The sequence below is a fragment of the Acidithiobacillus thiooxidans ATCC 19377 genome, assembly GCF_009662475.1.
Classification (GTDB): domain Bacteria; phylum Pseudomonadota; class Gammaproteobacteria; order Acidithiobacillales; family Acidithiobacillaceae; genus Acidithiobacillus; species Acidithiobacillus thiooxidans.
In genome coordinates, this window is sequence record NZ_CP045571.1 from 2,835,691 (window position 1) to 2,848,730 (window position 13,040).

A 13,040-nucleotide genomic window follows, 5' to 3' on the forward strand; every position below is an offset into this window, starting at 1 on the left:
TTGATCATGACGAATAATATTCCAGACAATGCCAGCATCCTCGTCCGCAGCTTCGGCATGGATACCCGTAAAGAAGCTGTTTTTCGCATGGCGTTTAAAATGCATACACGGCGTCACTATCAACTGCTGGAATCAGGAGATGATCGCGTCGCCCATCTGAGCATTGTGGACATTGACGGGCCAGGCGGCACTGAACTCGCGAGAAATTTGCATCAGAGCGAACCTGGGCTGCGGATACTCGTGACCACTATATCTTCACCGGCAGATTGTATTTTCCCCATACTCCAAAAGCCGGTGCGCATGGAAACCTTGTTCCCGGCATTGGAAGCTCTGCTGTTGGATACACCCAGAACAACTGAAAAACAGGATACCAATGTCAAACCGATTCGACCGGATATAACAGTCCCGGTCACCAGCCTCAATACTCAGCAAGCCAGCCCCCCTCCGGCTCCGCAAAATGCATCCGAAGTACCCGTGGCACCCAGCAAGCCCGCTCCCGTTCTTCGCCCCGAGGAAGTACAGTATTTCAATTCTGACGAAGGATTATTGGGACTTCTAAAAATTGCGCAGCGCGATCAGGGCATTAGTGTAATTTCCGATCAAAATCAGTGCGCGGTTTTGCGCCTTGATCCCTCCGCAGACCAGGCAGCGGCCCTAATAGATGATGAACAATTGCAGCAACTGTGCCAGGTTTCTGCCAGTAATCTGCAGTTGAGAGCCCCAAGAGATGGCGACTCAGGAGAAAATAGCAGCCTTCGTCATATGTCCCTGCAATCCTTGCTCTGGCAAGTAGCCGCATGGACAGCCAATGGGCGATTGAATCAAAAATTGCCACTCAACGCGCCGGTTCAGCTGAAACAATGGCCTAACCTGACGCGTCTGCCCATGCTTCCTGATGCATTAAGACTGGCTGCGTTTCTAGCCCGTTCCCCGGCCTCGCCCGCACTCACCGTCAAGATATTACGCATCGAACCCCGGGATTTGTTCAATTTCCTTGCTGCTGCAGATAGCCTGGAATTACTACGCTACAACACGCCGGAAAATCCGGGCAATCTCGTTCGAATACCACATGATTCAGCATCCTTAGAGACAGAAATCCCTGCAGCCAAAAGAAGCTTTTTGGGCCGTCTCCTGAAACGCATAGCCGGGATATAGGGCTGAGGCGCGCTGCGATGCAGATAACAATGAATATCAAGGAGCCAATTTGTGAGAGAAGATAATAAAATCGTTTTTACCGGTCCGGTAGGTGCGGGGAAAACCACGGCCATATCCGTATTATCTGATACCCCCATCATATCTACAGATGCCCAGGCTTCGGACATGACCCTGAATCGTAAGGGTCATACAACCGTCGCCATGGACTATGGCATTCTCAAACTGGACGCCCAAACCAAAATTCATCTATATGGCACCCCGGGTCAAGAACGCTTTGATTTTATGTGGGACATCCTGACCACGGGCGGACTGGGCCTGGTGCTCATGCTGGACAACACCCGTCCTAATCCGAAGAAGGATCTCCACTTTTTCCTGCACGCCTTCAAGGACTACATTGTCAATGTTCCGGTCGTCATTGGTATTTCCAAAACCGATGTCCAGAACCGTCCCGGTCCCGCCGATTATGCGAACATGCTTCCTGAAGTCACCGCTGACCTCAAAATGCTCAATCCCATCCCTCCCATTTTTGAAATTGATGGCCGTAAAAAGGAGGACATCAAAAACCTGGTCATGGCCCTGCTTTATTCCATTGATCCGGGAATTGGAGACATCTTATGAGTGTAGAGCTGGTTGTAACGCGTACTGAAGTATATGCCGAGGTTACTCCTGCGGGAGCCTTTTACGCGACATCCAGTCCTGATCAGGAAGGTAACCGTGCCATTCTGTTGCACGTACTACGTGAAGGTCACCGCGCTCCTTTTACGACGGAAATAGCCAGTCAATGGGCGGAAAACAACAATACGGATGAAGCCTTGCGCAGCATTTTCCGGCTACAGCGCCTTGGTCTTCTGCGTGGCACCCATGAGGCACGTACTGACAGCACACTGCGCCTGGAAGATGCTTTACCACCGCTACTGGCCCGCCTGTCTGACCAGCAAAAAACCCTCCTGGCCGATGAAAATGGTTTTTATCTAGCTGCAGCAGGCTTTGCTCATGAAGCTGCGGAAGAGTTGGCGGGACTTTCTGCTGATCTGCTCTCCCTGCAATCACGCCATAATCGCCTGCTCAAAAACAATTTACGGATCAACACGGAAACCTGGGGGCTGCTGGACCCTTCCGGCCGATCAGAATTGGGCTTTTGGCCGCTTTTCATCGGACAACAACGTTTCATGCTCGTCGTCAGCGGAACGCCCCGTCTCCAGGATCAATCATTCGTGACCTTGGTTCAAGAACTCGACAAACGTTACCGCTAAGCTTGACCCATTTTAATATTGCATTATTGACAGTTTATTCAGGAGAAAACCCATGCGCGAAGAAATGCTCAAATCCATCCTCAGTGATCTCAATGGCTCATCCGCCGATATTGAGGCTTCTGCGGTCATATCTACTGATGGTCTTACCATTGCCTCCCTGCTTTCTTCCACCATGGACGAGGACCGCGTCGGTGCGATGGCCGCCGCCATGCTTTCCCTGGGCGACCGGACGGCAGCCGAGCTGGCTCGCGGCGAACTCGAACAGGTCATGATCAAGGGTGATAATGGTTATGTACTGCTCATTCACGCTGGCCCTGATGCAGTATTGACCATCATCGCCCGCAAGGAAGCCAAGCTGGGCCTGGTGTTTCTGGATGCCAAACGCGCATCAAGCGGTATCGCCGAACTGCTGTGACCGGGTATTTTCGAGGGATCCGGTCCTGATCCCTTCACAGCCTCTGCTCCATTAGTTCATAATGCCCGAAATCACTGTCTGAGACGCATATGAATTTTCAGGAAATCATCCAGCGGCTCCAAAACTTCTGGGCCACTCAGGGTTGCGTATTGTTGCAGCCCATGGACATGCCCGTTGGAGCGGGCACCTTTCATCCTGCCACCTTTCTTCGCGCCATTGGTCCAGAACCGTGGCGAGCCGCGTATGTGCAGCCTTCCAGACGCCCCACAGACGGCCGCTACGGAGACAACCCCAATCGTCTTCAGCATTACTACCAGTTTCAGGCGGTGCTCAAACCCAACCCGAGTAATCTTCAGGATTTATATCTGGAGTCCCTGGCGGTGCTGGGCATTGATCCAAAATTGCAGGACATCCGCTTTGTCGAAGATGACTGGGAATCACCCACGCTGGGGGCCTGGGGTCTTGGCTGGGAGGTCTGGCTGAATGGCATGGAAGTCACCCAGTTCACGTATTTCCAGCAGGTGGGCGGTCTTGATTGTCACCCGGTCATGGGCGAAGTGACCTATGGCCTGGAACGTCTCGCCATGTATCTGCAAGGTGTAGAAAGTGTGTACGATCTGATCTGGACACCAGGCGTACTGTATGGAGATGTTTTTCACCAAAACGAGGTGGAACAGTCCCGCTACAATTTCGAGATGGCACCCGTAGACGACCTTTTCCAGCGTTTTGATCGCGCTGAGGCGGATTGCCGCAAGCTGCTTGAACACAAACTCCCTTTACCAGCCTACGAACGGGTTCTTGACTGTTCCCATACGTTTAATCTCCTGGATGCCCGCCATGCCATTGGCGTCAATGAACGCGCCCGTTTCATTGGCCGGGTACGCGGACTGGCCAAAGGCGTTGCAGAAATTTATGCAGAAGCCCGTGCCGAACTCGGCCACCCTCTGCTACGGAGTGAATGATGTCAGCCCATGAAAATCCTCTCCAGAAAGATTGTCTTCTGGAAATCGGTTGTGAAGAGCTACCCGCGCGTGAGCAGCTCCCCATTCGTGACGCCGCCATAGAACAAATGACGCGCCTGCTCAATGAAGCCGGTCTCAGCTTTGGGCAAATCACGGCTTACGTCACCCCACGGCGTTTGGCGTTATGGATTCAGAACCTGGCCCTGCTCAGCCAGCCCCGGGAAAGCATCCGGCGCGGCCCTCCCCTAGAAAGAGCGCGTGATGGGGCGGGTAACATAACGCCGGCTGCCGAAGGCTTTGCCCGTTCCTGTGGGGTTGCTTTTACCGATCTCAGTACCCTCGACACGGAAAAAGGACTGGTTCTGGCCTGGCGGGAAGTCGAAGCAGCACGCAGTAGTCACAGTCTTCTGCCTGATATTGCCAGTCAGACCATTGCCGCCCTGCCCTTGCGTAAACGCATGCACTGGGGAACCCGTCAGGATAGCTTCATTCGCCCGGTGCGCTGGTTACTATTGCGGCAAGGACAACAAGTGCTGGACTGGCAGGCATTCGGCCTTCAGGCAGGCGGACAGAGCTTTGGTCACCGTGTACATCATCCTGAAGCGATCCAGATTCATCAGCCCGCCGATTACGCTGCAGCTTTACTGGATGGCCATGTCATGGCTGACTTCGACGCTCGCCGGGCGCATATTTCCCATAAAATTTCCGCCATTGCTGAAGACCTGCGAGCATCCCCCATCTTGCCGGCAGCTTTGCTGGATGAGATTACCGGACTCAATGAATGGCCAGTCATCCTGATCGGCAGCTTTGCAGAAGATTACCTGCGAATTCCTGAAGAGGCGCTGATTACGGTCATGATGCAACATCAGCGCTATGTCCCGTTGCGTGATGGAAACGGTCGCCTGATTTCCCAATACCTTTTTGCCGCCAACATCCACAGCCAGGATGCCCAAATTGTCATTCACGGCAATAATCGAGTGCTGCGGGCGCGCCTGGCGGATGCGGCTTTTTTCTGGGATCAGGACCGCCAAAAATCCTTGGCTGCAAGGCTTCCTGAACTGCAGAACGTCCTCTTCCAGGAAGGGCTGGGCAGCGTTTACGACAAAACCCTGCGCCTGCAAAAAGTGGCGCGGTCATTGAGCAGCCGCTGCAACGTCAAAGCTGACGATCTGGAACGCGCTGCCGCACTTTGTAAAAGTGATCTACTCTCTGGCGTGGTGGGGGAGTTTCCCGAGTTGCAAGGCATCATGGGTGGACATTACGCCCGTCATGATGGTGAAAATGCCGAGGTCGTTGCGGCCATTGCCCAACATTACCTGCCCAATGGGCGGGATGATGACACGCCGCAGAGTCCTGCTGGCCAGTGTCTGGCCATTGCCGACAAGCTGGATACCCTCTGCGGTTTTTTTGCCATTGGCAAAATACCCACAGGCGATCGCGATCCCTTCGCCCTGCGCCGGGCTGCCTTGAGCGTCTTACGCATCATTCTGGATGCAGAGCTTGATCTGCCCCTGGATGAAGCGGTGGGCATGACGCTGGGAGCTTTAGGTCCGCATATCGTCAAAGATCCCACCGCCATCCGCACTGGCGTCCTGGATTTTTTCCAGGACCGGATGCGTGTCTATTTCAGGGAAGAGGGTTTTCGTACCGACCAGATTAATGCCGTACTCAGCCGTCAACCCCATCAGATTCTCGATGCCCGTAAACGCCTGGAAGCTCTGGCACGCTTCCTGACCGAACACCAGGCAGCTGAGGCGCTTGCGGCTCTGATCAAACGCGTCAACAATCTGCTTCGCAAGGAAAATGTGGAAGTTCAACACGACCCCGATCCACAATTATTTGAAGATCCCGCCGAACATCGACTTTGGGAACACTGGCAAGTCATGGCCGGCCCCGTTCATACTCACCTGCAGAACGCACAATATGCCAGCGCACTGGACCTTCTGGCCGGATTACGTCCTACGGTCGATACTTTTTTCGACAAAGTCATGGTCCTTGCTGAAAATCCCGAAATACGCCAGAACCGCCTGACTCTCCTCACCAGGCTGCAGGATGCGTTTCTGCGTATTGCCGACTTTACACAACTCCAGGGCTCCTGATGGCGCAATGGATCATCCTTGATCGGGACGGTGTCATCAACGAAGACAGTAACGCCTTCATTAAATCACCGGCCGAATGGCGACCCATTCCAGGCAGCCTGGAAGCCATCGCCCGCCTCAACCGGGCTGGTTTTCAAGTGGTCGTAGCCACCAATCAATCCGGCGTGGGACGGGGGCTTTTCGATATTCGTACCCTCACAGCCATCCATCAGCGCATGCGCCAGGAACTCGCCGTTTTTGGCGGACGCATTGAAGCCATATTTTTTTGCCCCCACCTGCCCGATGCCGGTTGTCAGTGCCGCAAGCCTTTGCCGGGCATGTTTCACGAAATTGCCGAACGCCTGCAAATTTCTCTTGACAATGTCCCGGCTATTGGTGACAGCCTGCGGGATCTTCAAGCCGCCCAGGAAGCCGGGGCGAAACCTATTCTCGTGCTCACCGGTAAAGGCCAAAATACCCGTCGCGATGCCGAAGCTGCTGGTTTCCCGATTTTTCTGGATCTTGCTGCCGCTGTACAGGCCATCCTGGGTGTCTCTTGATGCAAACCCTGCGTAGCGGAATTTTTTACATCGGCTTTACCGTATGGACACTCGTCTGGGCATTTTTCACCCTGTTGACCGTCCCCATGCCCCTTTCCGCCCGGGTCTGGTCCAGCCGCCTCTGGGCGCGAACGGCCGTCCTGTGGTTGCGCCTGAGTTGCGGATTGAGTTATCGGGTCACCGGTCTGGAAAATATCCCGGATACGCCCTGCGTCATTGTAGCCAACCATCAATCGGCGCTGGAAACCCTGTTGCTCTGGTGCCTTTTCCCGCGCCTGTCTTATGTGCTCAAACAGGAACTGTTTCGGATTCCGATTATTGGCTGGGGCTTACGTCTGGCCTGGCCGATCGGCATTGATCGCAGTGCCGGTCGTCAGGCACTCGTGCAGGTCATGGAAGAAGGCAAACTACGCCTCGCAGCGGGATTTAATGTGGTCATATTTCCTGAAGGAACCCGTTACCCCTGCGGCGAAGTCGGGCCCTTCAGCAGCACGGCTGCCGGGCTGGCCCTGCGCGCAGAAGTCCCGCTTTTACCGATTGCCGTCAACAGCGGCTGCTATTGGGCCCGTAACAACTGGCGAAAAAAATCCGGAAAAATGGACTTATGGATTGGTCCGGCTTTTGCACCAAACGGAAAATCTTCCACTTTGACCGAACAGGCAGAATCCTGGATTCGCAACGCCGTCATGCAGATGCCAGGCGAAGCTGCAAAGCCGTAATTACGCGTCCTGCCACGTCCACACCTGTACTTTTTTCAATACCCTCCAGACTGGGTACGGGATTAACTTCCAATACCAGTGCGTTTTGATCCGCGTCCGCCATCAAATCCACACCGGCAAAATCAAGGCCTAATGCAACAGCAGCTTTCCGGGCAATTTCCGCCCAGGACTCAGGCAGAGCAGGAAACGCCGAAGCGCGGCCTCCACAGTGCAGATTACTGCGAAAATCTTCCGCCGCAGATTCCCGACGCATGGCCGCAACAACCTCCCCGAACAAGACAATCACTCTGACATCCTGGCGGCCCGGCAAAAAACGCTGAACCATGGCCTCATGCTGCAGACTCAAAAAAGTATCCAGCATTCCCCGTGCGGCTACCGGGGTCTCGGCCAGACTCACCCCGACCCCCTGTGAACCCTGCAATATTTTGTGAACGAGGGGCGTGCCCAGCATCTGCAAGGCCAGCTCTTTTTGCCTGGATTCCGTGAAATAAACGGTTTGTGGAACAGCTATTCCCGCCGCAGCCAGAGCCTGCAGGGAGGCAAATTTGTCTCTTGCCAGTTGCAATGCCTCGGCAGAATTCAGACAAAAAGTACCTGCTCCGGCAAAATAGCGCAGCAATCGCGCCCCCAAGGCCGTTATCGGTCCGCCAATGCGGGGAATGATCGCCGCACAATAAGGAAATTTTTCACCCTGCACATAAAGATCCGCATGGACGCCATTCACAGTCAACAAACACTGCTCCGGGGCCAACAACACGGCTTCCATTCCCGCCGCATCCACCACCTGGAGCAATCGTTGGGTGGAATAAAGCCCGGGAAAGCGGGACAGTACCGCAATTCTTGGAGTCTCCGACATATTCAGGACACATCCGCACGAAAAGTCAGCAACGGGAGTTCACCATGGGCGATGGACCTCTCAATGAAACTCGCCCTTCCCGGCTTGATTTGCTCGAGGCTGCAGCGCGCCTCGGATGTCTGTCCGCAGATTGCCGAAAACAATACCTCCAGTTCCAGAGGATTCACCCGCAAACAGCCAAAAGGATCCTCCGCATTTTTGCTGCGCCAAAATAAATTCGGTAACCAACCCTTGCTCTGCACCAGCGGATTCAGGTAAAGCGTCCGGCAACGCTCTGCTATTTGTAATTCAGACTGTTCTTTTTGAGTATTTTCCATTGATTTCATTTGATCCTTAGTTTGGTCTCTGCAAATTTGTGCCTGTTCCCGCATGGTGCGGCAAGCTGAACGACAAAACCACTTTCCTTGGCAAAGGAATTATTGTGGAGCATAATAGTCAATTATATAAACAGTTAATAATGTTTATTCGCAATAGCTGGCCATTCGGCCAAGGAGTGCAGCAATGAGCGACAACAGCACGCAGCAAGGATTAGCGGGGCACGGAGCTTTTTTTCAGGACACGAACTTATCGGCCAACGAAGCGGAAGCGGCCACGGCATGGGTACGCAGTCACGTAGACCGTCGCACCATGGACCTGGGCGAGCGTATGGACGACATTCGCGAGCACATGTGGGAACTGGAAAAAGAAGGTGAAATCATTGTTCACCGCATTACCGATGACCACAAGCCTATTGAAGTAGACACTCTCTATGGCTGGAAAAAGCGGGTACCCACCAACCAGCTCTGGCATCACAAGAGCTGCGGCCAGTGTGGCAACATTCCCGGCTATCCCACCAGCCTGCTCTGGTTCATGAACCACTTTGGCACGGATTATCTGGACGAAACCGACCAGACCTCCTGCACCGCCTGGAACTACCACGGCTCTGGCATCGGCAATGTTGAATCCCTCGCCGCCGTCTTCCTGCGCAACTTCCATCAGGCCTATGTCTCCGGCAAGCAGCACGGCTATGAAAACGGCCACTTCTTCCCGCTGGTCCACTGCGGCACCTCCTTCGGCAACTACAAGGAAATCCGCAAGTATTTGATTGAATCAGCCGAACTGCGCGAAAAGGTCAAGAAAATCCTCGGCAAGCTCGGTCGTCTGGTCGATGGCAAGATTGTCATTCCCGAAGAAGTCGTGCACTACAGTGAATGGTTGCATGTCATGCGCAACCGCATTGCCAGCGAACTGCAGACCATCGACATGAGCAACATCCGGGTGACCACCCATGCGGCCTGTCACTACTACAAGATGGTGGCGGAAGACGCCATTTACGACAACAGCATTCTCGGTGGCAACCGCACGGCCGTCGGCACCTCGGTCGCCCAGGCGCTGGGAGCTCAGGTCATCGACTACTCCACCTGGTATGACTGCTGTGGCTTTGGCTTCCGGCACATCATCTCCGAGCGCGAATTCACCCGCAGCTTCACCATGAACCGCAAGATCAAGGTGGCCCGGGAAGAAGCCAACGCCGACGTCATGATTGGCATTGACACCGGCTGTATCACCACCATGGACAAGAACCAGTGGATCGGCAAGGCTCATGACATGAACTACAGCATCCCGATCATTGCGGACGTGCAGCTGGCCGCCCTGGCCTGTGGCGCTGATCCCTTCAAGATCGTCCAGCTCCAGTGGCATGCTTCACCCTGTGAAGATCTGGTGGAAAAAATGGGCATCAGCTGGGACAAGGCCAAAGCCGACTTCCAGGAATATCTCAAACAGGTCGAGCAGGGCAACGTGGAATATCTCTACAACCCCGAACTCGCCACTAACCAACATATCAACATGAAAGCGGGCGCATCTGCCTGAGCAGTTGAAATAGCATCATGCTGATCAAACCCCGCCTTGCAGCGGGGTTTTTTATTACCATACGAAATCTATCCGGGCATGGAATACTTCAATCCCCAAAAAACTCCCCTTCAGGTACCTTTTTCGAGTATGCTTAAGCACGCTCGCCCGAACAGGCGATGAAATGATCCGTTTTGACAGGAGGAAGACTGTGGACAGCAAGGCTATCAATACCCGTTGCGTAGAACTTTTCCAAAATCCCAACGTCCGTCTGCGCATGTGGAATGCGCGGATGTTCTGGCATGTAGGTGATCAGATGAATGTAGCACCTGCCGCCCTGACTGATCCCAAAGTTGACACCTGCGAGCTGGAAGTCATGCTCAGTGCTGCCGCGCTGACCAATTCAGAATGTGCCGCAGAACTGGACAAAAAAGAACCCGGCCGCGTTGCATTCATTCAGCGTCAGGTTCGCGAAGGCATGCGCCCGCTGCTGCGTCCTGCCAACAACGCCTGATCCTAACAACGGCAGTTAGGCAGCTGGGGTGAAACCATCATGTTTCATTCCAGCAGTTGATTCACCTGTGCAGCACAAATAAAATCATTTTCGGTGATCCCCTTGACTGCATGGGTTGAATAGCGCAGCAGGCAGTGTCCATAACCTATTTCCATGTCTGGATGATGATCTTCACGATCCGCAATCCACGCTACAGCGTTCACGAACGCCATGGTTTCGTAAAAGTTTTTGAATTGAAAATCCCGGCATAAACTGCCCTGCTCCAGACGCCATCCGGTTAAACTCCTCATACGTTCGGTGAGTTGATTATCCGCAAGTTTCTCGACACCGCCTTCACAAGCCTGACATTTTCCCTGTCGCAAATCACTGGGCATCGCTAAACTCCTTTTTGGCAAATAGACTGATGGGTTGTATGCTTGTCATTAGCATAGTGCTTTTTCAGGTATCATTCATGTCCAAAAAAACGCCTCCCTCACCGTTGCAGACACCCGACGGCAGTACGCATGTTCTCCTGCACTCCTGCTGTGCACCTTGTGCTGGTCCCATCATGGATGACATTCGCAAAGCCGGTATCGAATTTACGGTGCTATTTTACAATCCGAACATCCACCCGCAGGCCGAATATGAATTGCGCAAGGAAGAAAATATCCGCTATGCCGAGGCATTAGGCGTGCCTTTCATTGACCTGGATTATGACAAGGACAACTGGTTTGCCCGGGTGAAAGGCCTGGAATGGGAACCGGAGCGCGGCGAGCGCTGCACGGCCTGTTTCGACATGCGCTTTGAGCGTTCGGCACTGTATGCAGCGGAGCATGGCTTCAGCGTCTTCAGCAGCACCCTGGGGATATCGCGCTGGAAAGACATGGACCAGATCAATGCCTGTGGTGCCCGGGCAGCATCCCGTCATGCAGGACTGCAATATTGGGACTACAACTGGCGCAAGGGCGGTGGTAGCGCCCGCATGATTGAAATAGCCAAGCAGGAACAGTTTTATCAGCAGGAATACTGCGGATGTGTCTATTCCCTGCGTGATACCAACCTGCACCGCCTGAGTCAGGGCCGCGAAAAAATTATTCGTGGCATCAAATTCTATGGCAAGGACAACGTCCGTCAGGAAGAGGCCAGTGATTTATCCAGAGGCATCAATAACACATAACGATTACCCGGCCCCATCATTTCAAACAAGGGATAATGTAAAGGCATTCCTCTGGCCTTTCCCCAGTCATCCAGGGCGGAATAGGCCTTCCACGAAGCGATGGCCGCATTTGCGTTCACCTCCACTTTTGCCACCCTCTGTGCGGGCCAATCCCCTCTTAACCACCCCGGTGGCGTCGCATCGCCGGCATTTACTAGATAGCCGATCCGCGCCTTAACCATCGCATCTCCGCCGCTACCGCTTTCATTTTCCATCATCGTGATTTCAGGATGCCCGCGCAAATCGGCGGGCAACTGCGGCGATAATTTGCCTCTGGCCTTGACCATCTGCCGATAGGTACCCTGAAAATTCTGATAAATATAAGCATGGACTGAACCGGTTTCTTCAAGCACTTGGGCGGAATGAAACACGCCCAGCCACCACAGGGTTCCCAACACCAGCAGAACAAATACGACCAAGGGTCCGGTCCAGCCACGTCGCCAGTCACGTTTTGGTGCTTCTCTGATTTCAGCCATGTGCTGCATATACCTCTGTAAAATAGTCCCAGGAAAAACCCGGACCGGGATCCCATTTGCGTCCAGGCGCAACATCTGCGTGGCCGACAATGCGTTCTCGCAGCATAGCCGGAAACAGCTTTTGCAGATCCCGACTTAAAGCCGCCAGACATTGATATTGAATGGGCAGAAATTTGCTGGATTCACTGCCTTCCAGCTCCACACCGACACTGTAATCGTTACAGGCAGAACGGCCTTGCCATGAAGATACGCCTGCATGCCAGGCGCGATCCCAGACGCTCACATGCTGCCAAAGCTTGCCATCTCGTTCAATGAAAAAATGTGCAGACACCCGCAAGTTTCTTAACTGTTCATAATAAGGATCCTGTTCAAAATCCAGAAGTCCCGTGAAAAATAGTGGCACCTCGCCACTCCCAAATTGTTCCGGGGGCAAACTGATAGCATGAACAACCAGCAGATCAATATCTCCGCCCACAGGCCTTTGATCAAAATAGGGCGAGGGTGCAGCATGCGCCATGGCATGCCAGCCCGCCGCATTCCAGGGATTGAGCAGATCAGGATTCAAGGAAGTTCTTCAGGAGGGAGATCAGCATGCGCGTCCAGCCATTGCTCAAGAGCATGGACCCGCGCCTCAACCTGAATCGGACGTTGATATTGGCCGTTATGAAACATGAACAGAGCAGGCAGGTGATACACCTCGAATTCCTGGGTAATGCCCATATCAATGCCGGCATCAATCTCCCAAACCTGCAGACCACCCCGGTTATCTTCCAGATTTTTCAGCAACCGCCGCCAGATCCGACAGGAATGACAGCCTGCAGAGCTGAAAAACAAAATGACTTCACCCCGGGTTTCCGCCATACGCTGCCAAAAACCCAGTTCAGAAACAGTTTTCATAGATGCCTCCCCCTCACCCATCGCGCAACAAATGGAATCACATATGCCGAGCAGCAGGAAAAATTAAAGCGTTCTGGATTCTCTCCGTATTATTGGTTAGAGTGCAAGAAAATACGACAGTACAGGATTA

Annotated in this window: 17 protein-coding genes; 11 read left to right on the forward strand and 6 right to left on the reverse strand. The window is 53.6% G+C overall.

The annotated features are described in order from the left end of the window. Nucleotides 1–6: 6 nt before the first annotated feature. From GCD22_RS14905 to GCD22_RS14940, 8 genes are all read left to right on the forward strand, one after another. Nucleotides 7–1,155 carry a hypothetical protein gene (locus GCD22_RS14905; RefSeq protein ID WP_031575955.1) on the forward strand — a complete coding sequence of 383 codons (1,149 nt, stop codon included), beginning with the start codon at nt 7–9 and terminating at the stop codon, nt 1,153–1,155. Between the two features lie 51 nt (nt 1,156–1,206). Next, complete coding sequence (locus GCD22_RS14910) at nt 1,207–1,773, forward strand: GTP-binding protein (protein ID WP_010637225.1); 567 nt, start codon at nt 1,207–1,209, stop codon at nt 1,771–1,773. Further along, on the forward strand, nt 1,770–2,408 hold the full coding sequence (locus GCD22_RS14915) for a hypothetical protein (protein ID WP_024892974.1): 639 nt from the start codon (nt 1,770–1,772) through the stop codon (nt 2,406–2,408). Before GCD22_RS14910 ends, GCD22_RS14915 begins: the two co-directional genes overlap by 4 nt. A 52-nt stretch (nt 2,409–2,460) precedes the next feature. Then, complete coding sequence (locus tag GCD22_RS14920; protein ID WP_024892973.1) at nt 2,461–2,823, forward strand: roadblock/LC7 domain-containing protein; 363 nt, start codon at nt 2,461–2,463, stop codon at nt 2,821–2,823. 89 nt (nt 2,824–2,912) lie between these two features. Next, complete coding sequence (gene glyQ / locus GCD22_RS14925) at nt 2,913–3,785, forward strand: glycine--tRNA ligase subunit alpha (protein ID WP_031575967.1); 873 nt, start codon at nt 2,913–2,915, stop codon at nt 3,783–3,785. Further along, a complete protein-coding gene (glyS, locus tag GCD22_RS14930; protein WP_153940933.1) occupies nt 3,785–5,884 on the forward strand; it encodes a glycine--tRNA ligase subunit beta in 2,100 nt (699 codons plus the stop codon). Before glyQ ends, glyS begins: the two co-directional genes overlap by 1 nt. Further along, nucleotides 5,884–6,423 (forward strand): D-glycero-beta-D-manno-heptose 1,7-bisphosphate 7-phosphatase, encoded by a 540-nt coding sequence (gmhB, locus tag GCD22_RS14935; protein ID WP_031575970.1) that lies wholly within the window; start codon nt 5,884–5,886, stop codon nt 6,421–6,423. The genes glyS and gmhB overlap by 1 nt, the downstream gene beginning before the upstream one ends. Beyond that, entirely contained in the window at nt 6,423–7,142 is a 720-nt protein-coding gene (locus GCD22_RS14940; protein WP_024892970.1) for a lysophospholipid acyltransferase family protein, read from the forward strand. The genes gmhB and GCD22_RS14940 overlap by 1 nt, the downstream gene beginning before the upstream one ends. Here GCD22_RS14940 and GCD22_RS14945 read toward each other — a convergent pair. Both GCD22_RS14945 and GCD22_RS14950 read right to left on the reverse strand, forming a co-directional pair. Further along, nucleotides 7,108–7,998, reverse strand: coding sequence for an ATP-grasp domain-containing protein (locus GCD22_RS14945; RefSeq protein WP_031575974.1), 891 nt, complete (start codon nt 7,996–7,998; stop codon nt 7,108–7,110). The two genes, GCD22_RS14940 and GCD22_RS14945, sit on opposite strands and share 35 nt — an antisense overlap. A gap of 2 nt (nt 7,999–8,000) precedes the next feature. Further along, nucleotides 8,001–8,315 (reverse strand): hypothetical protein, encoded by a 315-nt coding sequence (locus tag GCD22_RS14950; RefSeq protein ID WP_031575977.1) that lies wholly within the window; start codon nt 8,313–8,315, stop codon nt 8,001–8,003. Between the two features lie 184 nt (nt 8,316–8,499). Here GCD22_RS14950 and GCD22_RS14955 point away from each other — a divergent pair, with 184 nt between their 5' ends. Together GCD22_RS14955 and GCD22_RS14960 are read left to right on the forward strand one after the other, a co-directional pair. After that, the gene (locus GCD22_RS14955; protein WP_153940857.1) at nt 8,500–9,849 is read left to right on the forward strand and encodes a heterodisulfide reductase-related iron-sulfur binding cluster; all 1,350 of its coding nucleotides are present in this window, start codon (nt 8,500–8,502) and stop codon (nt 9,847–9,849) included. A 190-nt stretch (nt 9,850–10,039) separates the two neighbouring features. Beyond that, nucleotides 10,040–10,342 (forward strand): hypothetical protein, encoded by a 303-nt coding sequence (locus GCD22_RS14960; protein WP_010637211.1) that lies wholly within the window; start codon nt 10,040–10,042, stop codon nt 10,340–10,342. 44 nt (nt 10,343–10,386) lie between these two features. Here GCD22_RS14960 and GCD22_RS14965 read toward each other — a convergent pair whose 3' ends face one another. Further along, nucleotides 10,387–10,716 carry a 4a-hydroxytetrahydrobiopterin dehydratase gene (locus GCD22_RS14965; RefSeq protein WP_031575528.1) on the reverse strand — a complete coding sequence of 110 codons (330 nt, stop codon included), beginning with the start codon at nt 10,714–10,716 and terminating at the stop codon, nt 10,387–10,389. A 77-nt stretch (nt 10,717–10,793) separates the two neighbouring features. Between GCD22_RS14965 and GCD22_RS14970 the strand changes: the two genes are divergently transcribed. Then, nucleotides 10,794–11,498 (forward strand): epoxyqueuosine reductase QueH, encoded by a 705-nt coding sequence (locus GCD22_RS14970; RefSeq protein WP_153940858.1) that lies wholly within the window; start codon nt 10,794–10,796, stop codon nt 11,496–11,498. Here GCD22_RS14970 and GCD22_RS14975 read toward each other — a convergent pair. The 3 genes from GCD22_RS14975 to GCD22_RS14985 are packed head-to-tail and all read right to left on the reverse strand — an operon-like array spanning nt 11,453 to nt 12,910. Continuing rightward, the gene (locus GCD22_RS14975) at nt 11,453–12,013 is read right to left on the reverse strand and encodes a hypothetical protein (protein ID WP_031575519.1); all 561 of its coding nucleotides are present in this window, start codon (nt 12,011–12,013) and stop codon (nt 11,453–11,455) included. The two genes, GCD22_RS14970 and GCD22_RS14975, sit on opposite strands and share 46 nt — an antisense overlap. After that, nucleotides 12,006–12,578, reverse strand: coding sequence for a 1,6-anhydro-N-acetylmuramyl-L-alanine amidase AmpD (gene ampD / locus GCD22_RS14980; protein ID WP_031575514.1), 573 nt, complete (start codon nt 12,576–12,578; stop codon nt 12,006–12,008). Before ampD ends, GCD22_RS14975 begins: the two co-directional genes overlap by 8 nt. Continuing rightward, entirely contained in the window at nt 12,575–12,910 is a 336-nt protein-coding gene (locus tag GCD22_RS14985) for a thioredoxin family protein (protein WP_031575511.1), read from the reverse strand. The genes ampD and GCD22_RS14985 overlap by 4 nt, the downstream gene beginning before the upstream one ends. Nucleotides 12,911–13,040: the final 130 nt, after the last annotated feature.